Source organism: Stenotrophomonas sp. SAU14A_NAIMI4_8 (assembly GCF_003086695.1).
In the GTDB taxonomy this organism is placed as follows: domain Bacteria; phylum Pseudomonadota; class Gammaproteobacteria; order Xanthomonadales; family Xanthomonadaceae; genus Stenotrophomonas.
The window spans coordinates 3,984,806-4,008,133 of the sequence record NZ_CP025999.1; the positions used below are offsets into that span (position 1 = coordinate 3,984,806).

General features: G+C 68.1%; 24 protein-coding genes and 2 pseudogenes. 13 read left to right on the forward strand and 13 right to left on the reverse strand.

Annotation, left to right across the window (positions count from 1 at the left end):
• The first annotated feature begins 32 nt into the window (after nt 1–32).
• Complete coding sequence (locus tag C1930_RS17970) at nt 33–749, forward strand: transporter substrate-binding domain-containing protein (RefSeq protein WP_108772334.1); 717 nt, start codon at nt 33–35, stop codon at nt 747–749.
• 150 nt (nt 750–899) lie between these two features.
• Here the strand turns inward: C1930_RS17970 and C1930_RS17975 are convergent, their stop codons facing one another.
• Both C1930_RS17975 and C1930_RS20470 read right to left on the reverse strand, forming a co-directional pair.
• The gene (locus tag C1930_RS17975) at nt 900–1,520 is read right to left on the reverse strand and encodes a LysR family substrate-binding domain-containing protein (protein WP_267895997.1); all 621 of its coding nucleotides are present in this window, start codon (nt 1,518–1,520) and stop codon (nt 900–902) included.
• A 21-nt stretch (nt 1,521–1,541) separates the two neighbouring features.
• On the reverse strand, nt 1,542–1,775 hold the full coding sequence (locus C1930_RS20470; protein ID WP_199912376.1) for a LysR family transcriptional regulator: 234 nt from the start codon (nt 1,773–1,775) through the stop codon (nt 1,542–1,544).
• A 92-nt stretch (nt 1,776–1,867) separates the two neighbouring features.
• On the opposite strand from C1930_RS20470, the gene C1930_RS17980 reads away from it, so the two are divergent.
• Nucleotides 1,868–2,803: an AEC family transporter gene (locus C1930_RS17980; RefSeq protein WP_108772335.1), complete on the forward strand. Its 936-nt coding sequence runs from the start codon at nt 1,868–1,870 to the stop codon at nt 2,801–2,803.
• A gap of 161 nt (nt 2,804–2,964) precedes the next feature.
• Here C1930_RS17980 and C1930_RS17985 read toward each other — a convergent pair whose 3' ends face one another.
• A complete protein-coding gene (locus C1930_RS17985; RefSeq protein ID WP_108772336.1) occupies nt 2,965–4,512 on the reverse strand; it encodes an alkaline phosphatase in 1,548 nt (515 codons plus the stop codon).
• Nucleotides 4,513–4,706: 194 nt separating this feature from the next.
• Nucleotides 4,707–5,024: pseudogene (locus C1930_RS17990) on the reverse strand (helix-turn-helix domain-containing protein); the annotation flags it as partial.
• 119 nt (nt 5,025–5,143) lie between these two features.
• Here C1930_RS17990 and C1930_RS17995 point away from each other — a divergent pair.
• The 3 genes from C1930_RS17995 (at nt 5,144) to C1930_RS18005 (ending at nt 9,144) form a co-directional block, all read left to right on the forward strand.
• Nucleotides 5,144–6,130: an MDR family oxidoreductase gene (locus C1930_RS17995; RefSeq protein ID WP_108772337.1), complete on the forward strand. Its 987-nt coding sequence runs from the start codon at nt 5,144–5,146 to the stop codon at nt 6,128–6,130.
• A 23-nt stretch (nt 6,131–6,153) separates the two neighbouring features.
• Nucleotides 6,154–6,939, forward strand: coding sequence for an SDR family oxidoreductase (locus C1930_RS18000; protein WP_108757321.1), 786 nt, complete (start codon nt 6,154–6,156; stop codon nt 6,937–6,939).
• A 153-nt stretch (nt 6,940–7,092) separates the two neighbouring features.
• Nucleotides 7,093–9,144: a TonB-dependent receptor gene (locus tag C1930_RS18005; protein ID WP_108772338.1), complete on the forward strand. Its 2,052-nt coding sequence runs from the start codon at nt 7,093–7,095 to the stop codon at nt 9,142–9,144.
• A 130-nt stretch (nt 9,145–9,274) separates the two neighbouring features.
• Here the strand turns inward: C1930_RS18005 and C1930_RS18010 are convergent, their stop codons facing one another.
• Nucleotides 9,275–10,105: an isocitrate lyase/phosphoenolpyruvate mutase family protein gene (locus C1930_RS18010; protein WP_108757323.1), complete on the reverse strand. Its 831-nt coding sequence runs from the start codon at nt 10,103–10,105 to the stop codon at nt 9,275–9,277.
• 155 nt (nt 10,106–10,260) lie between these two features.
• Here C1930_RS18010 and C1930_RS18015 point away from each other — a divergent pair.
• From C1930_RS18015 to accC, 5 genes and pseudogenes are all read left to right on the forward strand, one after another.
• Nucleotides 10,261–10,982: pseudogene (locus C1930_RS18015) on the forward strand (DOPA 4,5-dioxygenase family protein).
• A 21-nt stretch (nt 10,983–11,003) separates the two neighbouring features.
• Nucleotides 11,004–11,141 (forward strand): hypothetical protein, encoded by a 138-nt coding sequence (locus C1930_RS20360; protein ID WP_159093633.1) that lies wholly within the window; start codon nt 11,004–11,006, stop codon nt 11,139–11,141.
• A 78-nt stretch (nt 11,142–11,219) separates the two neighbouring features.
• Complete coding sequence (aroQ, locus tag C1930_RS18020) at nt 11,220–11,663, forward strand: type II 3-dehydroquinate dehydratase (RefSeq protein WP_108751024.1); 444 nt, start codon at nt 11,220–11,222, stop codon at nt 11,661–11,663.
• 59 nt (nt 11,664–11,722) lie between these two features.
• Nucleotides 11,723–12,202 carry an acetyl-CoA carboxylase biotin carboxyl carrier protein gene (accB, locus tag C1930_RS18025; protein WP_108754331.1) on the forward strand — a complete coding sequence of 160 codons (480 nt, stop codon included), beginning with the start codon at nt 11,723–11,725 and terminating at the stop codon, nt 12,200–12,202.
• 10 nt (nt 12,203–12,212) lie between these two features.
• Nucleotides 12,213–13,580 (forward strand): acetyl-CoA carboxylase biotin carboxylase subunit, encoded by a 1,368-nt coding sequence (gene accC / locus C1930_RS18030; protein ID WP_010481079.1) that lies wholly within the window; start codon nt 12,213–12,215, stop codon nt 13,578–13,580.
• A 113-nt stretch (nt 13,581–13,693) separates the two neighbouring features.
• Here the strand turns inward: accC and C1930_RS18035 are convergent, their stop codons facing one another.
• Together C1930_RS18035 and C1930_RS18040 are read right to left on the reverse strand one after the other, a co-directional pair.
• The gene (locus C1930_RS18035; protein WP_108754332.1) at nt 13,694–14,068 is read right to left on the reverse strand and encodes a hypothetical protein; all 375 of its coding nucleotides are present in this window, start codon (nt 14,066–14,068) and stop codon (nt 13,694–13,696) included.
• The gene (locus C1930_RS18040; RefSeq protein ID WP_108757325.1) at nt 14,065–15,030 is read right to left on the reverse strand and encodes a hypothetical protein; all 966 of its coding nucleotides are present in this window, start codon (nt 15,028–15,030) and stop codon (nt 14,065–14,067) included. Before C1930_RS18040 ends, C1930_RS18035 begins: the two co-directional genes overlap by 4 nt.
• A gap of 149 nt (nt 15,031–15,179) precedes the next feature.
• Between C1930_RS18040 and prmA the strand changes: the two genes are divergently transcribed.
• The 3 genes from prmA to fis all read left to right on the forward strand — a co-directional run bounded on the left by prmA (nt 15,180) and on the right by fis (nt 17,276).
• Nucleotides 15,180–16,100, forward strand: coding sequence for a 50S ribosomal protein L11 methyltransferase (gene prmA / locus C1930_RS18045; RefSeq protein WP_108757326.1), 921 nt, complete (start codon nt 15,180–15,182; stop codon nt 16,098–16,100).
• A 42-nt stretch (nt 16,101–16,142) separates the two neighbouring features.
• A complete protein-coding gene (locus C1930_RS18050) occupies nt 16,143–16,886 on the forward strand; it encodes a DUF3426 domain-containing protein (RefSeq protein WP_108757327.1) in 744 nt (247 codons plus the stop codon).
• A gap of 114 nt (nt 16,887–17,000) precedes the next feature.
• Nucleotides 17,001–17,276 carry a DNA-binding transcriptional regulator Fis gene (gene fis / locus C1930_RS18055; RefSeq protein WP_108751030.1) on the forward strand — a complete coding sequence of 92 codons (276 nt, stop codon included), beginning with the start codon at nt 17,001–17,003 and terminating at the stop codon, nt 17,274–17,276.
• A gap of 143 nt (nt 17,277–17,419) precedes the next feature.
• Here the strand turns inward: fis and C1930_RS18060 are convergent, their stop codons facing one another.
• From C1930_RS18060 to C1930_RS18085, 6 genes are read right to left on the reverse strand one after another with little or no spacing between them, the layout of a single operon-like run.
• Nucleotides 17,420–18,412: a phosphatidate cytidylyltransferase gene (locus tag C1930_RS18060; protein ID WP_108757328.1), complete on the reverse strand. Its 993-nt coding sequence runs from the start codon at nt 18,410–18,412 to the stop codon at nt 17,420–17,422.
• Nucleotides 18,409–19,038: a lysophospholipid acyltransferase family protein gene (locus tag C1930_RS18065; protein WP_108751032.1), complete on the reverse strand. Its 630-nt coding sequence runs from the start codon at nt 19,036–19,038 to the stop codon at nt 18,409–18,411. The genes C1930_RS18060 and C1930_RS18065 overlap by 4 nt, the downstream gene beginning before the upstream one ends.
• A 10-nt stretch (nt 19,039–19,048) precedes the next feature.
• Nucleotides 19,049–19,486, reverse strand: a complete 438-nt coding sequence (locus C1930_RS18070) for a hypothetical protein (protein WP_108757329.1) — start codon at nt 19,484–19,486, stop codon at nt 19,049–19,051.
• On the reverse strand, nt 19,483–20,793 hold the full coding sequence (locus tag C1930_RS18075; protein WP_199912440.1) for a phosphatase PAP2/dual specificity phosphatase family protein: 1,311 nt from the start codon (nt 20,791–20,793) through the stop codon (nt 19,483–19,485). The genes C1930_RS18070 and C1930_RS18075 overlap by 4 nt, the downstream gene beginning before the upstream one ends.
• A gap of 23 nt (nt 20,794–20,816) precedes the next feature.
• Nucleotides 20,817–22,568, reverse strand: coding sequence for a bifunctional alpha/beta hydrolase/class I SAM-dependent methyltransferase (locus tag C1930_RS18080; RefSeq protein ID WP_108772340.1), 1,752 nt, complete (start codon nt 22,566–22,568; stop codon nt 20,817–20,819).
• A gap of 24 nt (nt 22,569–22,592) precedes the next feature.
• Complete coding sequence (locus C1930_RS18085; RefSeq protein WP_108772341.1) at nt 22,593–23,210, reverse strand: CDP-alcohol phosphatidyltransferase family protein; 618 nt, start codon at nt 23,208–23,210, stop codon at nt 22,593–22,595.
• Nucleotides 23,211–23,328: the final 118 nt, after the last annotated feature.

A 23,328-nucleotide genomic window follows, 5' to 3' on the forward strand; every position in this document is an offset into this window, starting at 1 on the left:
CTTGGGCTCCCCCGTGCTTGCCGGAGTACCCCATGCCGCTGTCCGACTTCCGCACTGCGCTCGCGCCGCTTGGCTACCTTCGGGTCGGCATCAATCTGGGCAACCCGGTGCTGGCGCAGGGCAACGCATCGGCGCCGCGTGGCCCTTCGGTGGACCTGGCCACGGCGCTGGCGCAACGGTTGGGGGTTGCGTCGCGCTTCACCTGCCATGACGCCGCTGCATCGGTCGTGGCGGCCGCCGCCAATGATGATTGGGATCTCGCTTTTCTGGCCATTGATCCAGCGCGCGCCGATCGCATCGCCTTCAGCGCACCGTATCTGGAAATTGAAGGCACCTATCTGGTGCGTGATGACAGCCCCGCGCAGCAGGTGGCCGATCTTGACCGCCATGGCATGCGCATCGCGGTGGGCCGCGGCGCCGCCTACGATCTGTTTCTCAGCCGTGCGTTGCAGCATGCACGCATCGAGCGTGCCGACACATCCGCCGCCGCCATCGCCCTGTTCGACCAGCAGCGCATGGACGCAGCCGCAGGCGTACGCCAGCCGCTGCAGGCGTGGGCCGCGCTGCATCCCGGCCACCGCGTGCTGGCTGACCGGTTCACCGCGATAGCCCAGGCCGTGGCCGCACCGGCCGCGCGCCCGGTGGCAGCGCTGCAGGCGTTGTTTGCCGAAGTGGATGCCATCCGGCAGACATCGCTGCTGGCCGAAGCGTTCGACCGCGCCGGGCAGCAGGTGACCCTGCTGCGGTAGGGGCCAGTAGAGTCGAGCTTGCTCGACTGCCGCGTTCCGTAGAGTCGAGCTTGCTCGACTGCTTCTGGCAATCCAGTCGAGCAAGCTCGACTCTACAAAGAGCGAAGATCAGTCGAGCAAGCTCGACTCTACAGACAGCGAAGCTCGACGCTACGTGGCGGTGATGCACGCCAGCAGACGCGCCAATGCAGGATTGCGGTTGCCATCACGCCAGAACAGGACCTGCTGCACCTGCGGGGCATCCTTCAGCCCCACGAATGCAACGCCAGGCACCCCCAGCCGGCGCAGCGACGCCGGCACCAGCGCGATGCCCAACCCTTCCGCCACCAGGCTGACGATGCTCTGCTGCAACTGCACTTCCAGACGTATCCGCGGTTCGAGCCCTACGGCGCGGAAGCACGCGTCGATCGCTTCGCGCAGCGTCGGCACCACCTCGGCGGGCGCGGTGATCAGGCCTTCATCGGCCAGCGCAGCCACGGCCACCTGACGCCGCCGCGCCAAGCGGTGGTCCTGCGGCACCACCACGCACAACGGCTCCTGCAGCAATGGCTGCATCTGCAGACCGCGCATTGCTGCGGGCGCGAAGCCGATGCCTGCATCCAGCTCGCCACTGAGCACCCCGTCCAGCAGTGGAAACGGCAGTGCCTCGCGCAGGCGTAGCTGAACCTGCGGGCAGGCTGCCATGAACCGGCGCGCCAACGGCGGCACCGAGCTGTGGGCGGCGTGCATCATGAAACCGACCTGCAGTTCGCCCTGTTCACCGGCGTCGATCTGCCGCGCCGTGTGGCAGGCCTACTGCAGTGAGGCCAGCACGGCACGCGCATCTTCGCGAAAGCGCTGGCCGGCCGGGGTCAGCCGCACATGGCGCGAATCGCGCTCGAACAGTGCCACGCCCAACGAGCGTTCCAGCGCCGCGATCTGCCGGCTGAGCGGGGGCTGTGTGACGTGCAGGCGCTCGGCCGCACGGCCGAAGTGCAGTGTCTCGGCCACGGCCAGGAAATAGCGCAACGGGCGGATGTCGATCATGCACAAAGGGTATCGCTGAATGCCGAAGAAAGCATTGGAAGGTATGGATGGCGCTGCGTAGCCTTGTAGCCCCTCCCCTTTTTCAAGCCGCCATGTGGTCTGTACTGGCGATCGTGCTGCCCATCTTCGCCCTGGTGTTCGCGGGTTGGGTGGCACGCCGCAGCGGCGCCCTGGGCCCGCACTCCACCAGTGAATTGAACCGGTTCGTTGTCTACCTTGCGCTGCCTGCGCTGCTGTTCGACGTGGTGGCCCACGCGCAGTGGCGCGACCTCTGGCACCCTGGCTTCCTACTCAGCTTCGGCATCGGCACGGCGCTGGTGTTCGCGGCCACGGTGCTGCTGCGCCGACGCGGTGGCCATGCCTTGGCCGATGCCAGCATCGACGGCCTGAATGCCGCCTACGCAAACACCGGCTTCATGGGCTTTCCGCTGGCGGCCGCGGTACTGGGCCCGACCGCACTGGCACCGACTCTGGTCGCCACCCTGCTGACGGTCTGCGTGCTGTTCGCCGTGGCCATCATCCTGATCGAAGCGGGCCTGCAGCGGGAACAGCGCCTGCACCATCTGTTGTGGAAGGTCAGCCGATCGCTGGCGCGCAACCCGCTGCTGTTGGCACCGGCGCTGGGCATCGTACCGATGGCAACCGGTCTGGCCGTGCCCGGGCCGGTGGATGCCTTCCTGAAGCTGCTGGGCAGCGCCGCTGCGCCCTGCGCCTTGATCGCGCTGGGCCTGTTCCTGGGTGAGCGCCGCAATGTTGCACCCGGCGCCGCACGCAGCGCATTGGGCCTGGGCGCGGCAAAGCTGCTGCTGCAGCCGCTGCTGGTGTGGGTGCTGGCCACCCGGGTGTTTGCGCTGCCCACCCCGCTGGTACATGCCGCGGTGTTGCTGGCCGCGCTTCCCACCGGCACCGGGCCGTTCATGCTGGCCGAATTCCATCGGCGCGAGGCCGCGACGACCGCGGCGACGGTGCTGGGGACGACCGTGCTGTCACTGCTGAGCGTGACCGCGTATCTGGCGCTGATCCGGTAGCGTCGCACCTGCTGGGCGCAGGACTTCTGTAGAGTCGAGCTTGCTCGACTGCCGCCTTCCGTAGAGTCGAGCTTGCTCGACTACCGCCTTCTGTAGAGTCGAGCTTGCTCGACTGCATTTGGCAGTCCAGTCGAGCAAGCTCGACTCTACAAATAGCGAAGTCAGCGGCTCAGGGCTTCCTGCACGGCCAGGGCTACGTCGGTGTTATCGATGTAGCTGCCGTCATTCCAGCCCACGTGCTGGCGGTAGCCGGCATCGATGCCGCGCACGCGCCGGGCCAGGGCTTCGGCGCCGTTGCCCTTGGCCCACAGCGGCACCAGCCCATTGGAATGGTTGCCGGTGGGGCGGAAACTCATGCCCGGCAGCTGCCCGCGGCCGTTGTTGCGTACCGGCTGGAACGCCACCTGCTGTGCATCCGGGCCCATCGGCATGCTGTTGTCGTGGTCGGTGGTGATGATCAGCAGGTTGCGTTCCCAGCCGCCATTGCGTTCGATCCACTCGACCACCGCGGCGACCGCATCGTTGAACTCCACGGTTTCCTCGATCAGGCGGCCGAACTGCGGCTGGTCGGTGCAGGCGCCGTAATGCCACTCGGTGCCGCAGGCGCTGGTGTGCGCAGCCCAATCGGTGGCCCCACCTTCCACCATCAGGAACAGGCCCTTCGGCGAGCGCTGCTGCAGGAACTGCAACGCACCACGGGTCATGGTGGCCAGGTCAGGCACGCTGTCGATCTTCTTCACCCCGGACGGCGTGGCCGCATCGCGCCCGACCACGGCCAGTTGCCGCGCCTGCTGCAGCGTGTTGGCGACCTGCGGCACGCCGATCAGCGGGCGATCACTGGGCAGGCGGCCTGCGGCCAACGCGGTGAATTCATCCTTGCTGCGGATCAGTCGCCACGCACCTGCCGGATTGCCTGCAATCGGCGTGCCCGCTTCCAGCTGCTGCCAATCCTGCTGTGACACCCATTCCCAAGGGTTCTGGCAGCCCTCGGCGGCGACCGCATCCAGGCCGTCCACGCAGGGCTTGCCGTCCACGCTGTAGCCGGGGCCGCCGGTGCCCATCACCAGATCCATGTGGCCCTGCGCCAGCATCTGGTGGGCAATGGCGTGGTAGCTGTTGCGCGACTCGTTCTGCGCGGCGAACGCCGCGGGCGTTGCGTGTGCGAACGGTACCGAGGTGACCACGCCGGTGGCCATGCCCAGGCGCTTGGCGCGCAGTGTGTTGAAGTCCACCGGCACGCCGTCGTTGCTGAAGTTGATGGCGTTGTTGTACGTCTTCACCCCGGAAGACAGCGCGGTGCCGGCCGCTGCGCTGTCGGTGGCCACGGCGGCCAGGTACTGGTAACCCTCGAACGGCAGGTCGGTGGCGGGTACGGCGGTGGCACTCCAGGCGCGCGATGGGTCGTAGCCGATGGTCTGCGCCGCATCGCGGGTGGGCTGGCTGCTGGCGTTCAACGGGAACGTGGTCACGCCCAGGCGCTGCGGGAACTGCGCGTAGGGCGCGCCGTCGCGACTGCCGTACTGCCAGTATGCGGCAGCATCCCAGGTGCCCCAGCCGGCGCCGTCGTTGATCATCACGATCACGTTGTGCGGCCGGGTGGCCTCGGCCAGCGGCGCGTCGCCGCGCGCGACGGGCTGGCATGCGGCCAGCGCGGCCACCATGGCCAGCAGCGACGGGCGCAGCCAGCGCCGCGAAAGAACTCGGGTCATGCGTTTCCTGCACTGCAAGGCGGACACCGCCGCCGACGGCGCAACGTTATAGCAGTGCAATGTTGCAGTTACTGCGGCGACGTTGCCTGCGTGCTCGCTGCCTTGCGCGATCGCGCGGGCGATGCTGCCTTTGCGGGAATCGCTGCGTCTGCGTCGCACTGTGCCGGCAGTGGCGGCAGGCTCTGCTGCTGTTCGCGATAGCGCTCGCCCCACTCACGCAGGCTCAGCATGACCGGCGCCAGCGTGCGGGCCAGCGGCGTAGCTTCGTATTCCACGCGTGGCGGCACTTCGGCGTAGACATGGCGCAGCACCATGCCGTCGGCTTCCAGCTCCCGCAGCTGCAGGGTCAGCATGCGCTGGGTGGCGTTGGGAATCAGCCGGGTCAGTTCCATGAAGCGCTTCTTGCCGGTCAGGATGTGGAACAGCAACAGCGGCTTCCACACTCCGCCGATCACCGAGAGTGTCAGCTCCACGGCGCAGCCGCTCTTGGGGTCCAGGCGCTTGGTACGCATGTCGCTTCTCCTGCCTGCCATAGGCACACGAATGATAGTAACGGCGGTAATTGTGCGTTCTTACGCACACGGCGGTGCCTGCCTATAGTCGCACCACATCCATCCCCCAAGGAAATCCCATGTCCTTCCGAGCCCTCGTTGCCGAGCGCGCCGCCGATGGCGCCGTCACCACCACCCCGCAGGATCTGCAGGACGACATCCTCCACGACGGCAATGTGTCCGTGCGCGTGGAATGGTCGAATGTGAACTACAAGGATGCGATCGCGCTGGCCGGCATGCAGATCATCCAGACCTTCCCGCTGATTCCCGGAATCGACTTTGCGGGCACGGTGGAAGCGTCGTCGGATCCGCGGTTCCAGCCGGGCGATGCAGTGGTGGCCACCGGCTGGGACCTGAGCCAGGCCCACCATGGTGGCTATGCACAGCGTGCGCGCGTGCCGGGCGACTGGTTGGTGAAGCTGCCTACCGCACTCGACGCGCGCGCCGCCATGGCCATCGGCACCGCCGGCCTGACCGCCATGCTCAGCCTGCTGGAAGTGGAGCGCCATGGGGTCGCACCGGGCGACGGCGATGTGCTGGTCACCGGTGCATCCGGTGGCGTGGGCTCGGTGGCTGTCGCCCTGCTGTCGGGCCGAGGCTACCGGGTGGTGGCGTCCACCGGCAAGCCCGCCGAAGCCGAGTACCTGCGCGCCTTGGGTGCGGCAGAGATCATCGACCGCGCCACCCTGTCCGCACAGGGCGCGCCCGTGCAGGCCGAGCGGTGGGCCGCCACCCTGGATGCGGTGGGCGGACAGACGCTGGTGAACGCACTGGCGCAGACACGCTATCGCGGCATTGCCACCACCTGTGGCTTCGTCGGCGGGCGCGAACTGCCGGGCACGGTGCTGCCATTCATCCTGCGTGGCGTCACCCTGGCCGGCATCGATTCGGTACGTGCGCCGGCGGCGCTGCGCGAACAGGCATGGCAGCGCCTGGCCGCCGATCTGGACCTGGCCAAGCTGGCGGCCACTACCCACGAGATCGGCCTGGGCGAGGTACCGGCCTTCACCGCACGCATGCTGCAGGGCCAGGCCAAGGGCCGCACTCTGGTTGATGTGAACCGCTGATCCCTTCCCTGCCTGGAATACCCATGAAAACCTCCCCCATCGCGCTGGTGACCGGCGCTTCCACCGGCATTGGTGCCGTGTACGCCGATCGCTTCGCCCGCCGTGGCCATGCGCTGGTGCTGGTAGCGCGCGATGCCCAGCGCCTTGCCGCGCTGGCCGAGCGCCTGCGCACCGAGCATGGTTGTGCCGTGGAAGTGCTTACCGCCGACCTGACCGCCGCTGATGATCTGGCGCGCGTGGAAGCGCGCCTACAGCGTGGCGATATCGACGTACTGGTGAACAACGCCGGCATGTCGCTGAAAGGCGGATTGATCGACAACACGCCGCAGGCGCTGGAGCAGATCATCGCCCTGAACGTCTCCGCGCCAACCCGCCTGTGTGCCGCCGCCGGCCGCGCCTTCCTGGCACAGGGCCGCGGCACGATCATCAACCTGTCGTCGGTGCTGGCCCTGGCGCCAGAGATGTTCGAAGGCGTGTACAGCGGTACCAAGGCCTACCTGCTGAACCTGAGCCAGGCGCTGGCAGCACAGTGGGAACCGCAGGGGCTGCGGGTGCAAGCGGTGCTGCCGGGCGCCACCCGCACCGAGCTCTGGGAAAAGGCCGGGCGCGATGTCGACAGCTTCCCGCCGGGCTTCCTGATGGAAACCGGCGACATGGTGGATGCCGCGCTAGTGGGCCTGGATCTGGGGGAGACCGTCACCCTGCCCCCGCTGCCGGATGACGCGCAGTTCGCCGCCCTGCAGGCGGCACGGTTGGCCATGGCCCCCAACCTGTCACGCAGCGAAGTACCCGCCCGCTACCGCCGCTAGCGGCCACGACCCCACAGGGCCCACCGTGGCCCTGTGTATCGCCCCGCATCAAATGCGAATGATTCGTGATACGATTGTTAAGGAATACTGAAACCCCCACACACGGACGTCCCAGCCATCGCCAGTGGACCCCCTCACAGGAGTACCTGCGCGATGTCGCACGCCTCACCGAACCGCCGCCGTTCCATTGCCACCCTGACCGCCGCGATCGGTCTGGCGCTGGCTGCCCACGCCCACGCTGATGCCAGCGCCGATGCCTCCTCGGCACGCCAGCTGGACACCGTGGTGGTCACCGCCACCGGTGCCCAGCAGTGGATCAAGGATGCCCCGGCCAGCATCAGCGTGATCACCCGCGAGGAGATCGAGCGCAAGCCGGTCAGCAGCATCGGCCAACTGCTGAGCACCGTGCCGGGCGTCACCGGCGGCTACGCGCTGTCCGGCGCGCAGTCGAAGATCCGCCTGCGCGGCCTGCCCGAGCAGTACACGCTGATCCTGATCGACGGCCGCCGCCAAGGCAGCTCGGCCGGCGTGAACTACCGCGATGACCTGGGCCCGCAGGATCTGAACTGGCTGTCGCCGGACATGATCGAGCGCATCGAAGTGGTGCGCGGCCCGATGTCCTCGCTGTACGGTTCGGACGCGATGGGCGGTGTGATCAACATCATCACCCGCAAGATCGCCGACCACTGGGGCGGCTCGGCCACCTTCAACTACAGCAAGCCCGATTCGGATACGCGCGGCAACACCACGCAGATGGGCGCGCTGTTCAGTGGCCCGCTCACCCAGAACCTGGGCGTGCGCGTGGGCGCCAACGTGACCGACCGCGAATCGGACCGCGGCGCGCGGCAGACGCCCGGCAACAAGGCGGAAAATGCCAACGTGCAGTTCCATTGGCGGATGAACGACAACCACAGCGTGGGCGTGGAAGCCTCGCGCGGCACCCAGCGCAACAGCGGCGCCGGCGCGGTCAGCAGCTGGGGTCTGTCCAAGCTGGTGCAGACCGGCTACGTGCTCAGCCATGACGGCAAGTACGGCGACGCCAGCACGTCCAAGACCACGCTGGTGCAGAACGATTACGAGGACAAGGGCAGCACGGTGGGCAACCATTCGAAGGAAACTGTCTTCGATACCGCCTTCACCACCGGCTTCCACTGGGGCTTCGAGCACAGCCTGAACGTGGGCGGGCAATGGAAGCGCGAGGAGCTGGAAAACAGCGACACGATCGGTACCGTTCCGGTCACCTGGACCGGCAGCGGCCGCATCAGCCCCACCAGCGAAGCCGATTCGTGGGCGCTGTTCGCCGAAGACCACATCACCCTGCACGAGCGCTTCGTGCTGACCCTGGGCCTGCGCTGGGACAACACTGAAAACTACGACGACAACCTGAGCCCGCGCATCTACGGCGTGTGGCACCCGGCCGATGCGTGGACCGTGCGTGGTGGCATTTCCAAGGGCTTCCGCGCGCCCAACCTGAAGCAGGGCACCGCCGGCGCGGCCACCCAGTCCGGTGGCAACGGCTGCCGCGCGTTGACCGTGGAAGGCTGGAGCAGCACCTCGGTGAATGCCGATGGCACGCGTGGCTGCTACATGGCCGGCAACCCGAACCTGGAACCGGAAACCAGCACCAACTACGAGCTGGGCCTGGGCTATGACCAGGGTGGCTGGTCGGCGTCGGCCACCTACTTCCTGACCAACTTCGACGACAAGATCGAGCAGGTGCCGCTGAGCCAGATTCCCGGCCAGACCACCAGCTTCGTCAACGGCTACTGGTGGACGGTGGCGCAGAACATCCAGAAGGCGCGCACGCGCGGCGTGGAAGCCAGCGTGACCGTGCCGCTGCATGAACGCCTGAGCTGGACCGCCAATGCCACGCGCATGCTGGAATCGAAGAACCGCACCACCGGCGCCACCCTGCTGGTGGTACCGGAACTGACTGCCAACACCTCGCTGGAATGGCAGGTGACCGACGCCTGGTCGCTCAATGCCAGTGCGCAGCACATCGGCAAGCAGCTGGTGTCGGCCACCAGCGCCACCTTCGCCAAGGCCTACACCACGTGGGATCTGGTCACCGGCTTCGACGTGAACGAGAACCTGACCCTGCGTGCCGGCGTGCTGAACGTGGGTGATGTGTCCACCATCGACGAAGGCAACAACTACGACGGCGGCGCACGTACCTTCTTCGTCGGCGCCACCGCGCGGTTCTGATCAAACCGTGGGGTCAGAGCCCGCTGCCAGGCAACGGGCTCTGACCGCGGGGCGGATCCCTTCGCGCAGCGAAGGGCTCCGACCCCAGCCTGCGCCCCCATCCACGCATGGCGTGGATCTACCGCGGCCGCTACGGCCGGAACAGGTCGTTCAGGGCGGCGCCGGCAGCGGCCTGCTGCAGCCCATCGAAGCGGCCCTCGCGCACAAGCGGATCGGTGGCCTGCATCAATCCTCCCCACGCCGCGCGGGCCAGCGCGCCGCCCAGGCTGACCCGGCGCACGCCCAGCGCCGCGATGTCCTGCAGCGTCAGTGGCGTCGGCCCACCCACCAGCAGGTTCACCGGCGTGCCCTCCGCGGCGGCCACCACTGCCTGGATCTGTTCCACCGTGGTGATGCCCGGGGCGTACAGCACATCGGCACCGGCCGCCGCGTAGGCACGCAGGCGCCGCAGCGTATCGTCCAGATCCGGCACGCCCACGAAGAAGTTCTCTGCGCGCCCCACCAGCAGCACATCGGCGGCGGCGCGATCAATGGCCGCACGCGCGGCGCGCAGGCGTTGCACGGCCTCATCCAGCGGGCGCAACGGTGCATCGGCCAGACCGCTGGCGTCCTCGATCGACAGTGCGGCAATGCCGGTGTCCAGCGCCGCGGTCACCGCCTGGTCCACGTCTTCGGGTGTGGCGCCGAAACCATCGCCGAAGTCGGCGTTCAACGGCAGATCCGTGGCCGCAGCCATCAACCGCAGATGGTCCAGTGTGGCCTGCAGCGAGACCGCACCGTCGGGCCGGCCTTCGCTCCACGCACAGCCGGCGCTGGTGGTCGCCAAGGCCTGGAACCCCTGCCGCTGCAGATAGCGCGCACTGCCCACATCCCACGGGTTGGGCAGCACGAAGCAACCCTGCGCATGCAGCTGGCGGAAGGCGGCACGCTTGCGCTGGGTCTGGGCGTCTGTAGCGGTCATGGCAGACAGGCGGAGTGGCGACAGCGCCACCCTAGCCCGCTGACCGACGCAACTCAACGCCACATGGCGTGGCCTTCATGAAGTGATGCTGCCTGCTTATTGGACCGGCGCCAGGCGCTGCGCAACGGTGGCAGACCCCCTTCAGGAGTCCGGACATGCCCATCGAGGCTGGCACGCTGCTGCCCACTGGCGATGATCACCATGCACAACAGGCTGACCTGGGATCACCGGTGCGCCGGCGCCTGCTCGCCTCGGCCGGGGTGGCAGTGGGCGGGCTGGCCAGCGCCAGTGCCGGCAGCGCTGCCGGCGCCGCGCCCAACACCACCGAGCCGGGGCGCCCCGGCTTCCGCCCGATCGTGCCGCCGCCCGCACAGGGGCACAGCCCCTGGGCCAGGACACGGTGAGCGAAGCCACACCGCGCCCAGCCAGCGTTCGTCCAGGCGAAACGCCACTGCCCGACCGGCCACGCGCCTATACCGATATCAAGAGCTACCACGCGCATATCTATTTCGACGAAGACAGCTACCAGAAGGCGGCACTGCTGCGGCGCTGGGTAGCCGAGCGCTTTCCGGTGGAACTGGGCAACTGGAACCTGCAGCCGCGCGGCCCGCACGTCACGCCGTCGTTCTATTTCGGCTTCCGCAACGACCTGCTGCCGGTGCTGGTGCCGTGGCTGCAGCTGAACAGCCTGGGCCTGACCATCCTCATCCACCCCAACACCGGCGATGGCCGTGCCGACCATCTGCACTACGCGCTGTGGGTGAACCGGGCGCAGCCGGTGAACGCCTACAACTGGCCTGCACCAGCGCCGGGGGAAACCGAAGCGCTGGAAGAAGTCTTTCCCAACGTGGTGCCCACGGTGCCGCTGGAGAGCTGAGCACGGTACATTCATCCCCGCATGGCGCGGATCTACCCCGCCGGGGCCATTGTCGGCGTACGTGCTGCCATCGCCGCCGATGACAACGTTCAGCCAGCCTTGATCCGCCCTGCCGCATACGGCCACAAGGGCCTCGGCGAATTTCAAACAAACGATTGAAACGCCGCAAACTTCGCCGAACTGGACACCATCCTCAGGTTCCGCCAGACTGCCGCCCTTTCCCGTTGATCGGATTCCATGGCGAAGCTGCTGGTCCTGCACGGCCCCAACCTCAACCTGCTCGGCACGCGCGAGCCGGAGGTCTACGGGCGCACCACGCTGGCCGACATCGACCAGGCCCTGGCTGCCCAGGCGGGCGCCGCCGGCCACGCCGTGGACAGCCTGCAATCCAACGCCGAGCACGTGCTGGTGGACCGCGTACAGGCCGCACGCGCCGACGGAACCGCTTTCATCCTGATCAACCCGGCCGCCTTCACCCACACCTCGGTCGCCCTGCGCGATGCGCTGGCGGCGGTGGCGGTGCCGTTCATCGAAATCCACCTGTCCAACCCGCATACCCGCGAACCGTTCCGCCAGCACAGCTATTTCAGCGACAAGGCGGTGGGCGTGGTGTGCGGCTTCGGCGCCGACAGCTACCGCTACGCGATGGACGCGGCCCTGCTGCGGCTGTCGGCCACCTGATTGTCGAACCGGGCGCCCATGGCGCCCTCCTCACCTAGATAGAAACCAAAGAGGCCCTCATGGATCTGCGCAAAATCAAGAAGCTGATCGACCTGCTGGAAGAGTCGAACCTGGCTGAAATCGAAATCAAGGAAGGCGAAGAATCCGTGCGCCTGTCGCGCGCCCCGGTGGCCGGCTACGCCGCGCCGGTCGCGGCCCCGGTGTACGCCGCGCCGGCCGCCCCGGCGGCCCCGGCCATGCCGATGCAGTCGCCCACCGAAGCCTCCACTGGCGGCACCGCCAAGCCGGGCCCGGCCCTGCCGGAAGGCCACGTGCTGCGCTCGCCGATGGTCGGCACCTTCTACGCTTCGGCCGCTCCGGACAAGCCGGCCTTCGTCACCGTTGGCCAGCAGGTCAAGGAAGGCGAAACCCTGGCCATCATCGAAGCGATGAAGATGTTCAACCCGATCGAAGCCGACAAGTCCGGCACCATCGTCGCCATCTTGGGCGAGAACGGCCAGCCGGTGGAATTCGACCAGCCGCTGTTCGTGATCGGCTGAGGGGCACGCCATGCTCGACAAAGTCGTCATTGCCAACCGAGGGGAGATCGCGCTGCGCATCCTGCGCGCGTGCCACACCCTGGGCATCCGCACGGTGGCCGTGCATTCCACGGTCGACCGCAACCTCAAGCACGTGGCCATGGCCGACGAGTCGGTCTGCATCGGCCCGGCGCCGTCGCCGCAGAGCTACCTCAACATTCCGGCACTGATCGCCGCCGCTGAAGTCACCGACGCCCAGGCCATCCATCCGGGCTACGGCTTCCTGTCGGAAAACGCCGATTTCGCCGAGCGCGTAGAAGAGTCCGGTTTCATCTTCATCGGCCCCAAGGCCGACACCATCCGCATGATGGGTGACAAGGTCGAAGCGATCCGCGCGATGAAGTCCGCCGGCGTGCCGTGCGTGCCCGGCTCGGGCGGCCCGCTGGGCGAAGACATCGTGGCCAACACCAAGATCGCCCGCGAGATCGGCTACCCGGTCATCATCAAGGCGGCCGGTGGCGGCGGTGGCCGCGGCATGCGCGTGGTGCATGCCGAAGCCTCGCTGAAGACCTCGATCGAAACCACCAAGAGCGAGGCCAAGGCCGCGTTCGGCAATGGCGAGGTCTACATGGAGAAGTTCCTGGAGAATCCGCGCCACGTGGAAATCCAGGTACTGGCCGACGGCCAGGGCAACGCCATCCACCTGGGTGAGCGCGACTGCTCGATGCAGCGCCGCCACCAGAAGGTGGTGGAAGAAGCCCCGGCACCGGGCATCACCGCCGAGCAGCGCGAGCAGATCGGCAAGGTGTGCGTGGAAGCCTGCATCCGCATCGGCTACCGCGGCGCCGGCACGTTCGAGTTCCTGTACGAGGACGGCCGCTTCTACTTCATCGAAATGAACACCCGCATCCAGGTGGAACATCCGGTGACCGAGATGGTGACCGGCATCGACCTGGTGGCCGAGCAGCTGAAGATCGCCGCGGGCCAGAAGCTGTCGATCAAGCAGAGCGACGTGGTGCTGACCGGCCACGCCATCGAATGCCGCATCAACGCCGAAGATGCTGAAACCTTCGTGCCGAGCCCGGGCACCATCACCGGCTTTCATCCGCCGGGCGGCCCCGGCGTGCGCGTGGACACCCACATCTACAGTGGCTACCGCGTGCCGTCGAACTACGACTCGATGATCGGCAAGCTGATCGTGCACGGCCCGGACCGCGAAACCGCCATCGCCCGCATGCGGGTGGCGCTGAGCGAAATGGTGGTGGACGGCATCAAGACCAACGTGGCGCTGCAGCAGCGCATCATGCGTGACAAGGGCTTCCAGGCCGGTGGGCAGAACATCCACTACCTGGAAAAGCGCCTGGCCGAACGCAAGAACAAGCCGATCGCATTGACCTGATCGCGCAGCCAACGCTGGACACGAAAAGGGCGGGGATTTCCCCGCCCTTTTCTGTTGCGCGCGGCGACGATGCGCAACGCCACCGGGCTTGGCCCGGCGCTACCGGGCGCAGGTCAGCGCTTGTCGGCCACTTCGGCAGGAATCTGCGAATTGGCCAGCGGGCGCACGCCATTGGGCGAGGTCGGATCGACGATCACCATGGTTTCGGTGGAACCATCGGGCCAGACCACCTGGAAGGTGCTGCCGGCCGGCAACGAAGCGAACGGCACCCCACTCTGCGCGCGGTACACCGCAGCGACCTGGCTGGCACCGGCGCGGCGCACTGCTTCCTGCGCCTTCACCGTGGTCAATTCCACCTTCGACAGGTGCCGGTAGCGATCTTCGTAGGTGTCGATCATCAACAGGCCGACCGCACCGGCCGAGTAAGCCACGAACAACACCACCCAGAACCAGAACTTGGCGCCATGTAGTAAACGACGGTAGTTCATCGCCCTGCTCCCGTACCAATCAATCGCTTGATCCACTCTTTCATCTTCCCCGCACCTTGCCGCGAAACCGCGGCGTCATACACGAAATCCCGGAAATCCTGCGTTCCACCCTGCGAACAGATCCCTCCGTTCGCGCAATAACTGTTCACCAGCACGCTGTCGGCGCCGCACGGCAGCCCCAGCTCGCAGGCGGCAACGCGCCAGGCCAGCTCGCTCAGCTGTTCGCCGGCAACCATGCCGGTCATCGCCTTGTCGCCGGCCGCGCGCAGACCCATGGCCGGTGCCAGCGCCATGTAGGCCTCTGGATCGCGCGATGCCTGCACGCGCTGCACCAGCTCGCGGCGGTACTGCTCGCTGTCCTGCAGCGGCTCACCTTCGGCCAGCAGCGATGCTTCCGCCGCCAGGTTGCCTTCCTGCGCCGCGCGCCGGCGCTCGCCGATCACCAGCGCCGGCCCCAGCTTGTCGCCCGGCACGAAGCCACCACAGCGCTGGGCCACGCGTTCGCGCGCCTGCACCATGGCCGGCGCCGCGCTCAGCCCCAACCCGGCCAGCACGTTGTTGTCCAGGCGGTAGCCACCCGGGTCCACCGCGTACTGCGCGCAGTAGTCGTAGACCCGGCTCAGCATCCAGCGCGCCTCGTGGTTGCCGTTGTCGGCCTGCACGCGCAGGCGCTGCGCATAGGCGAACAGATCGGTCTCACCTTCGATATCCGCGCGGATATCCAGCGGCAGGCCGGACGGCAGCGCGGTGCTGCGCTCCACGCCCGACAGACGCCGGGCCAACCCTTCGGGCACCACCGGCGCCAACGCATCGCCCACCGAAGACGCGGACACCTCCATCGGCACCGCCACGCCATCCTGCAGCGCGTGGCCATGGCCGCTGGCCCGGTAACCGGCCACGCCAAGCACCGCCACGGCGGGCAGCACGAGCAACCAGGTTTTCAGGGTGGGAGCGAAGGCCATGGGCGACAGAAGTGGACGCGGGGCACAGCAAAGCCGGCATTTTAGCAAGCCCCCGAAGCGCTGTCTGAACCACTGCGGTTCATCTCAGGGCATACGGAGACGGCCGGATGGTCTAGCATGGCCCCTTTCCCGCGATTGCCCCCACCGCCATGCCGTTCCTGGAACTGACCCTGCGCTGCACCGAAGCCACCCAGCCCCGCTATGAAAACGCGCTGGAGGACGTGGGCGCGCTGGCCGTCACCCTGCTTGATGCCGAAGCCGACACCAGCAACGAGCAGGCCATCCTCGAACCGGGCGTGGGCGAAACCCCGCTGTGGGACACCCTGGTACTGAGCGCGCTGTTCCCGGCCGACAGCAATGCGCTGTTGCTGCTGGCGGCGCTGGAAGCGTTCGACCCGGACCTGGACTGGAGCGGCGGCAGCTTCCGCGCCGTGGAAGACGAAGACTGGGAACGCGCCTGGCTGGACCAGTTCCAGCCGATGGATTTCGGCAGCCGCACCTGGATCGTGCCGTGGAACCACGACCTGCCGGAGGCCGCGCAGGCCGCCGATGCCGCCGTCGTGCGCCTGGACCCGGGCCTGGCCTTCGGCTCGGGCACCCACCCGACCACCGCGCTGTGCCTGCGCTGGCTGGACCAGCTGGCCGTGGACGGCCAGCTGCAGGGCCAGCGCGTGCTCGACTTCGGCTGTGGCTCGGGCATCCTGGCCCTGGCGGCACTGAAGCTGGGCGCGGCCGAAGCGATCGGCGTGGACAACGACCCGCAGGCGCTCGTGGCCACCGCCGACAACGCCGAGCGCAATGGCGAGCAGGCGCGCATGCACGTCTATCTGCCGCAGGACGAACCGGTGGCGACCTATCCCATCGTGGTCGCCAACATCCTGGCCTCGGCGCTGGACGCACTGGCCGAACTGCTGGCCGCACGCGTGGCCGCCGGTGGCCGCATCGCCCTGTCGGGCATCCTGCATGGCCAGGAAGGCGAACTGCTGCAGCGCTATGCCGCCTGGTTCGACGAACTGCAGGCCACCCAGGATGGCGATTGGATGCGCATCACCGGCGTACGCCGCGCCTGATCGTGGTTGAATGAGCGCTGGATCCGAGCCGGTGCCCTGACGATGTCCGAGCCGAACCCGCCGCGTCGCCCGCTGGCCACCTTCCTGCGCACTGCGCCGGGAGCCGACGCCGCACCTGTCGACGCCACCGGCCACGCCGCCCCGCAGCTGCTGCAGGAAGGCGAGGCCGCGGAGGACGATCAGGACACCGCGCCGTCGCTCGCCCCGATCGAGGTACCCACCGCACATGCCGATGCCGATGCCGACCGTGCCGAAAGCGACACGGTCGATGCGGCCGTGGCCAGCGAGGCCCCCAGCTTCCTGGACCTGCGCCCGCGCGCGCGACCGTCACCGCGCTGGCACTGGGCACTGGTTGCAGGACTGGCACTGTTGCTGCTGCTGCAGAGCGTGCTGGCCGATCGCGCGCGCCTGGCCGCCGATGCCGGCCATCGGCCCTGGATCAGCGCGCTGTGCGGTGTGCTTCGCTGCAGCCTGCCGGCTTGGCGCGAACCCACGGCGTTCACCATGACCAGCCGCGAGATCCGCCCCCTGCCGGGGCAGGCAGGTGTGCTGCAGGTGCAGGCCAGCATCCGCAACGATGCGCGCTGGGCACAGGCCTGGCCGGACCTGCGCCTGTCGTTGTCCGATGCCGATGGCCGCCTGATCGGCAGCGGGGTGTTTACCCCGGCGCAGTACCTGGGTGAGGCCCCGGCGGCCACGCTGGAGCCCGGGCAGAGCGCGCGGGTCGCGTTCCGCGTGCAGGAGCCGGCGGCCTCCACCGTCGCATTCACCTTCGAGTTCCTCTGACCAAGGTCGAGGCGTCAGGCCGTGGCAGCTCGGGCACGCTCGCGCTAGACTGACGGCCAATCACACGTCCGCCTGCGCGCACCGCGCGCACCGGCCTTCAGATCGGGAACCCCCTTGAACGCTGTCCTCACTCGTCCTGACACCAGTCGTGGCGCTGCCCGGCCACCGCTGCGCGAACACGTAGCCCAGTCCGTGCGCCGCTACCTGCGCGACCTTGATGGCTGCGATGCGGACGATGTGTACGAGATCGTGCTGCGCGAGATGGAGATTCCGCTGTTCGTGGAAGTGCTCAACCACTGCGAAGGCAACCAGAGCCGCGCCGCGGCCATGCTGGGCATCCACCGCGCCACCCTGCGCAAGAAGCTGAAGGAATACGGCATCAGCGCGTAAGCGCACCGCCGCCGGGCATGGCCCGGCGCTACCGATACCAGGCCATCACCTGCCAGTAGATCCACGCCATGCGTGGATGAAGGCCCCGCAGGATCAACCGCCCCCGCCCGCGTGTAGATCCACGCCATGCGTGGATGAAGCCCTCAGCCCCCGCCCGCCTTCCAGTAATACCGCACCACATGGAAGAACACCGGCGCGGCGAAGCACACTGAATCCAGCCGATCGAGCATGCCGCCATGGCCTTCGATCATGTGCCCCCAGTCCTTGATGCCGCGGTCGCGCTTGATGGCCGACATCACCAGGCCGCCCCAGAACCCCATCAGGTTGATCAGCAGGGACAGCCCGAACGCCTGCAGCGGCGTGAACGGGGTGATCCACCACAGCGCCGCACCCAGCGCGCTGGCGCTCAGCACCCCGCCCACGAACCCTTCCACCGTCTTCGACGGCGACAGCTTCGGTGCGATCAGGTGCCGGCCCAGCAGCTTGCCCCAGATGTACTGCAGCACATCGGACGACTGCACCACGATCACCAGGAAGGCAAACAACAGCACGTTGCGCGCCGGGTCGTGGCCCGGCACCTGCAGGTTCAGCAGCAGCGGCACGTGCGAAATGCAGAACACGCAGATCATCAGTCCCCACTGCACCTTGGCCGTGCGCTCTAGGTAGTGGGTGGTATCGCCGCCGATGGTCGACAGGATGGGCAGGAACAGGAACGCGTAGACCGGAATCAGCAGGGTGTACATGCCGTACCAGTCGATCCACACCAGGTAGTACTGCCATGGCAGCACGATGTAGAACGCCGCCAGCAACGCGTAGTAATCACCCGACCGGGTGGGTGCCAGGGTGATGAACTCGCGCAGCGCGAACAGCGAAATGATCGCGAACAGCACGATCACCCCGGCGCGGCCGAACAACAGCGCGCCACCCACCACGATCGCCATCACCCACCACGCGCGGATGCGCGAGACCAGGTTGGCGATGACCGCGCTGGGTTTGCCGCGCTGGCGCCAGCGCAGGGTCTCGGCCACCACCGTGGCCAGCACCAGCACCGCACCGATGCCGCCGAACAGCAGCCCGGTCTGCTGGCCCACGCTCTGCGTGGCCAGATCGCCGGACACATCGATCAGAAAACTCATGCGCGGCCCCCGTTCGGCGCCAGGTCAAGCAGTGCCTGCCGGCTGCGCGCCAGGAACGCCGCTTTGTCCTCTTCGGCCTGCAGGCGCAGCGGTGCGCCGAAGGTTGCGGTGCACAGCAATGGCAGCGGTAGGAAGCGGCCCTTGGGCATCACCCGCTTCAGGTTGTCGATCCACACTGGTACGAACTCCAGTTCCGGGCGCTGCCGCGCCAGATGGTAGATGCCACTCTTGAACGGCAGCAGCGGCTCCTCACCGGTGTTGCGCGTGCCTTCCGGGAACAGGATCAGCGAGCAGCCTTCATCCACCGCATCGCGCAGTACCTGCAGGGGATCCTGCTGGCGGCGCGCCGCTTCGCGTTCCACCAGCACGCCGTTGAATACCGCATCGATCAGGTAGCGGCGCAGGCCATCGCGCTGCCAGTACTCGGCCGCGGCCACCGGCCGCACCTGGCGGCGCAACGCGGGTGGCATCGACGACCAGATCAGCACGAAGTCGCCGTGGCTGGCATGGTTGCCATAGTACACGCGGTGGTCGCTGGAGGGCGCGCAGCCGATCCACAGCGCGCGCGCACCGGTCAGCACATGGATGGCGCCACTGCAGGCACGGGCAATCACGCTTGCGAACATCAGGTTCCCCTCAGGTCTGCGGCCACAACACGGCCAGCAGCACCGCTACGAACTGCAGCGCGGTGAACAGATACTGGCGCAGCAGCAGGCCGCGCATGCCGGCCCAGCGCGCGTCCCAGCCACGCAGCGGCGCATCGGCCGGCAGCCGGCGCAGCCCGGCCACGTGCAGGGCCTGGTCGATCCGATGTGCTGCCGCCTCGCCCTGCAGGCCTTCCTGCAGCAGCAACTGCAGCAGGCTGGCATCCAATCGCACGCGCACCGCGAAGTACGCCTGCGCCAGGCCCAGCACCACGCTCAGCAGCACCAGGCCGGCGGCGATCATCGCCAGCCCCGGCTCGATGCCGAGCAGCAGCAGGCCCACCAGCAACAGTCCCAGCGACAGCACGGCGGGCCAGCGGCCCTGGCGCAGCAGCAGGTGCATCATCGGCAGGTCCGGGGCCTGGCTCATACGGTGGTCTCCTGTGCGGCAGCGGCCGCGATCGCCAACAGGTGAACGTCGTGCAGCACGATGGACGGCCGTGCCTGGCGCACCTGCGCCACCGCCTGCGCGGCATCGCCAGCGCGGCCACTGCACAGCAGCCACGTCGCCACGCTGGCGGCACTGCGCGAATAGCCCAGCGCGCAACACACCAGCAGCGGCCCCTGCGCATGCAGGCGCTCGATCGCGGCGGCAGCGGCGCGCAGCTGGGCAGCGCTGGGCACCACCAGGTCCAGCATCGGCACCCCGGCATAGACCGCGCCCGGGGCGCGGCAGGACAGTTCGGCACAGGTATCGACCACGCCCTGCAGCGGCGCCGGCAAGCGGCCGCTGGGCAGGCGCCCCAGCCACACACCGTCGGCCACCTGCACCGGCTGCGGCGCACGCCGTGTCCACAGCCGTGAATTGATCCATGCAGCGGCCAGGTACGGCGCCAGCAGCCAGCGTGCGGCCATGGTCAGCCGGCCATCGGCGCGCTTCTGGAACACCGCCGTGCCCAACCCCGCATACGCCAGCGCCACCAGCAGCAGCGACACCACCGGCCACAGCAGCCACAGCGCTGTGCCGTGCCACTGCAGCACCGGCAGCAACACCACGGCCGCCCCCAGCAGGTACAGCAGCGCCAGGCGCCAGCGCTTCGGGTCGCGCGCGGTGCGCCATGCGCGCAGCGGTGGCACACCCTGGTCGGGCCACAGCCACACGCACAGCCAGCCCACCAGCAGCCCGGTGGGTACATCGATGAAGTGGTGCTGGAAGGTGGTCAGCACCGATATGCCGATCAGCAGCGCCCACCCATGCAGCACCCAGCGCCACGCGCCGTGCAGGTACTGGGCGAACTTCACCCACAGCACGATCAGCAGCACGATGTGCAGCGATGGCGCCTGGTTGAACGGCTTGTCGAAACCCAGCAGCACATCGAACAGCCAGCCGAAGACGCCGTCGATCTCCGGCCGCTGGAAACTGAAGCGTAATGGCCACAGCAGGAAGCAGCTCACCGCGATCAGCTGCGCACTGAACAAGCGCAACGCGTGCCGGTCCAGTTCCAGCCGCTGCCGGCACAGGAACAGCGAAATGGCATAGAACAGATCGATGGACCAGTACGGCACGATGGTCCAGGCCACGAATGGAATGTGGGTTTCCCAAGCGAAGGCGAGCACCGGCACGTCCGGCTGGCGACCGGCCATCCAGTTCGCAAAGCCGTAGCTGGCGAAGAAGAACGGCCCCAGCAGCACCAGCCACAACAGGGCGCGCCGCCAGGGGCGCGTCGTGGGGGCCACCGGGGTGGCAGCGACGGCGGACATCAGCCGACCCGGCGCGCCAGCGAAACGGTGAAGATGCCGAACTCGTCGATGCGCTGGGCCACCTTCTGGAACCCGGCCAGGCGTACCAGCTCGTCCATCTCCTGCTGGGTACGGCGGCGCATCACCCACGCCGCGCCACCGCGGTGGCTGGTGAGCGCACGCGCGATGAACTCCAGCTGCGGATGCCACGGCTGGCCGGTATAGGCCAGGTAACCGCCCACTGGTACGGTCGCGGCAATGCCCTGCAGCGAGCGCAGCACCGCATCGTTGTCGGGGAACAGTTCGTACAGGCCCGACACCACCGCCAGCGTCGGCGCCGGGTCCACCTTCGCCAGCTGCGCCGGGTCGAATGCATCGCCCTGTTCGAAGCGGGCGATATCGGTCGCCCCCAAGCGTTCGATCAAGGCCTGGCCTTGGGTCACGTTCAGTTCGCTGAAATCGCGCAGCACGATGCGCTCGGCGCGCTGTTCGCCCTGTCCCAGCGCCTCCAGCACGTAGCGCCCGTGGCCTGCGGCCACGTCCAGCACGCGTACCGGCGTGCCCTGCCCGCGCAGGCGCTGGGCGGCGTCGCGCAGCAGTTCCTGCAGGTGCTGGCCGCGCACGCGGATACCGCGCCAGCCGATCGCGTCCAGATAGTTGCGGTCGACCATGCGCCCCAGCGGGCCCTTGCCCCGCGCCTGGTCGCGGTAGATGTAATCCAGCGTGCTGCCCGAATCGAAGCCGGTCTGCAGGCCCAGGGCAATGCCCTCGGACAGCGTGCCGCCGAAACGCAGGCCACCACGCACAAAGCGCCAACGCAGGTCGGCCAGGCTGTTGCGTTCGGGCGGCCACGACAGAATCTCCGATTCTTCGAAGGTCGGACCGTGGCGGTGTGCATCGCGGCGCGACAGTTCGCGCAATGGTTCGGCGAAACGTGCCTGGATGAAGCTGCGGATGCGTGCCAGTGCCGGCGCGCGGTCACGCTCGCCCAGGGTGTCGTGGAAGAAGCCCGGCAGGTGCACGCGCTCCTTGATCGGGCTGGACAGGCGTTCGTAGAAGCGGTCCTGCGGGCCCCGGTGCACGACGAAATCCGAACCGGACACCAGCAGCTGCAGCGGCACGCTGATCGCCTGCGCATCGGCCACGATGCGGTCGGCCGCCTCGTACAGGCCCAGCAGCACGCGCACCGAAATCGGCCGGGTGATCAGCGGATCGGTGCGGTAGCTTTCCACCCGCGCCGGGTCGTGGGTCAGCCACTGCGGTTTCACGTAGCTGTTGACGAAGAAGTTGCCGCGCAGCTTCTGCATAAGCGCCAGCCCTGCCCGTGCGAACGGCACGTACAGCTTCACCTTGAACGCCGGCGAGGCCATCACCAGCGCCCGCAGGCGCGGCGCGTAGTCGTGCACCCAGGTGGCGGCCACCACCGCGCCCACGCTCTGCGCGATCACCACGATGTCTTCCACCGCGATGCCGTGCTCGGCGCCGATATGGGCAATGAAGCTGTCCAGGTCGCGGACCAGCGCCGGGAACCCGGGGGCATCGCCGCGCGCACCGGGCGAACGGCCATTGCCACGCGCATCCCACGCGAAGAAGGCGGTATCGGGCAGGTCCAGCTCATCGACCAGGTGGGTGACCCGGCCGGAATATTCGTGGCCGCGATGCAGCAGCACCACGGCCTTGCTGGCCGTGCTGCCCGTGGTGCTCGCCCAGTACCGGTAGAACAGCGGTACCTGGTCGAAGCTGTGGAATTCCCGTTCCTGCGCCTGACGCATGCAATCTCCGTATTGTCGTGGTGTTTACTGCGGTGTAACCGCCGATTCCTGCAGGCCCCTGCGCACCCGGTTGAACAGCGTCACCGCGCACAGCAGTGCAGCCACGCCCGCCACCCACGTCACCGTGGCGGCCCCCACCCAGCCGAAGGCCAGCAGCAGGCCCAGCACACCGATCACGAAGGCGCGGTCGCTCTTGCCCATGGGCCCATCGTAGCGCCGGCTGGCGCCGACCATCAGGCCCAGCACGCCGGCGTATTCGCTCAGTGCCGCCGCCCAGGCCAGCAGCCACAGCGCCACCGGGTTCACGCCCGCCACGCTGAGCAGGCTCAGGTACAGCGCGGCGTCGGCAATCACATCGCACAATTCGTTCAGATAGGCGCCCAGCCGCGACTGCTGGCCGAACTCGCGGGCCAGCATGCCGTCCACGGCGTTGAGCGCCATGCGCAGCAGCATCCACAGCGGCAGCAGCAGGTACAGCAGCGGTTGCGCCGGGGCGCAGCACCACACGGCGGCGGCCACCAGCAGCGAGACCACGGCGGCGGCCACAGTCACCGTGTTGGCGGTGATGCCGAGGCGGTAGAGCCCGCGCACGGCCGGAGGCAACAGGTCCTGGAAACGTCCTTTCAATGCATAGATCGACACGATCTGAACCCGCTGATCCCTGGCAGTTCCGGCATAGCCTACCCCATGGCGTGCCCAGCCCAGCATGCCGATACGGGCGTTTGTACGCACCGGGGGCAGGAAACCGCCCCGCGCAGCG

Coding starts and splice junctions, on each gene's coding strand:
- C1930_RS17970 (WP_108772334.1), top strand. CDS start 33: ATGCCGCTGTCCGACTTCCGCACTGCGCTCGCGCCGCTTGGCTACCTT.
- C1930_RS20470 (WP_199912376.1), bottom strand. CDS start 1,775: ATGATCGACATCCGCCCGTTGCGCTATTTCCTGGCCGTGGCCGAGACA.
- C1930_RS17980 (WP_108772335.1), top strand. CDS start 1,868: ATGTGGTCTGTACTGGCGATCGTGCTGCCCATCTTCGCCCTGGTGTTC.
- C1930_RS17985 (WP_108772336.1), bottom strand. CDS start 4,512: ATGACCCGAGTTCTTTCGCGGCGCTGGCTGCGCCCGTCGCTGCTGGCC.
- C1930_RS17995 (WP_108772337.1), top strand. CDS start 5,144: ATGTCCTTCCGAGCCCTCGTTGCCGAGCGCGCCGCCGATGGCGCCGTC.
- C1930_RS18000 (WP_108757321.1), top strand. CDS start 6,154: ATGAAAACCTCCCCCATCGCGCTGGTGACCGGCGCTTCCACCGGCATT.
- C1930_RS18005 (WP_108772338.1), top strand. CDS start 7,093: ATGTCGCACGCCTCACCGAACCGCCGCCGTTCCATTGCCACCCTGACC.
- C1930_RS18010 (WP_108757323.1), bottom strand. CDS start 10,105: ATGACCGCTACAGACGCCCAGACCCAGCGCAAGCGTGCCGCCTTCCGC.
- C1930_RS20360 (WP_159093633.1), top strand. CDS start 11,004: ATGGCGCGGATCTACCCCGCCGGGGCCATTGTCGGCGTACGTGCTGCC.
- aroQ (WP_108751024.1), top strand. CDS start 11,220: ATGGCGAAGCTGCTGGTCCTGCACGGCCCCAACCTCAACCTGCTCGGC.
- accB (WP_108754331.1), top strand. CDS start 11,723: ATGGATCTGCGCAAAATCAAGAAGCTGATCGACCTGCTGGAAGAGTCG.
- accC (WP_010481079.1), top strand. CDS start 12,213: ATGCTCGACAAAGTCGTCATTGCCAACCGAGGGGAGATCGCGCTGCGC.
- C1930_RS18035 (WP_108754332.1), bottom strand. CDS start 14,068: ATGAACTACCGTCGTTTACTACATGGCGCCAAGTTCTGGTTCTGGGTG.
- C1930_RS18040 (WP_108757325.1), bottom strand. CDS start 15,030: ATGGCCTTCGCTCCCACCCTGAAAACCTGGTTGCTCGTGCTGCCCGCC.
- prmA (WP_108757326.1), top strand. CDS start 15,180: ATGCCGTTCCTGGAACTGACCCTGCGCTGCACCGAAGCCACCCAGCCC.
- C1930_RS18050 (WP_108757327.1), top strand. CDS start 16,143: ATGTCCGAGCCGAACCCGCCGCGTCGCCCGCTGGCCACCTTCCTGCGC.
- C1930_RS18060 (WP_108757328.1), bottom strand. CDS start 18,412: ATGAGTTTTCTGATCGATGTGTCCGGCGATCTGGCCACGCAGAGCGTG.
- C1930_RS18065 (WP_108751032.1), bottom strand. CDS start 19,038: ATGTTCGCAAGCGTGATTGCCCGTGCCTGCAGTGGCGCCATCCATGTG.
- C1930_RS18070 (WP_108757329.1), bottom strand. CDS start 19,486: ATGAGCCAGGCCCCGGACCTGCCGATGATGCACCTGCTGCTGCGCCAG.
- C1930_RS18080 (WP_108772340.1), bottom strand. CDS start 22,568: ATGCGTCAGGCGCAGGAACGGGAATTCCACAGCTTCGACCAGGTACCG.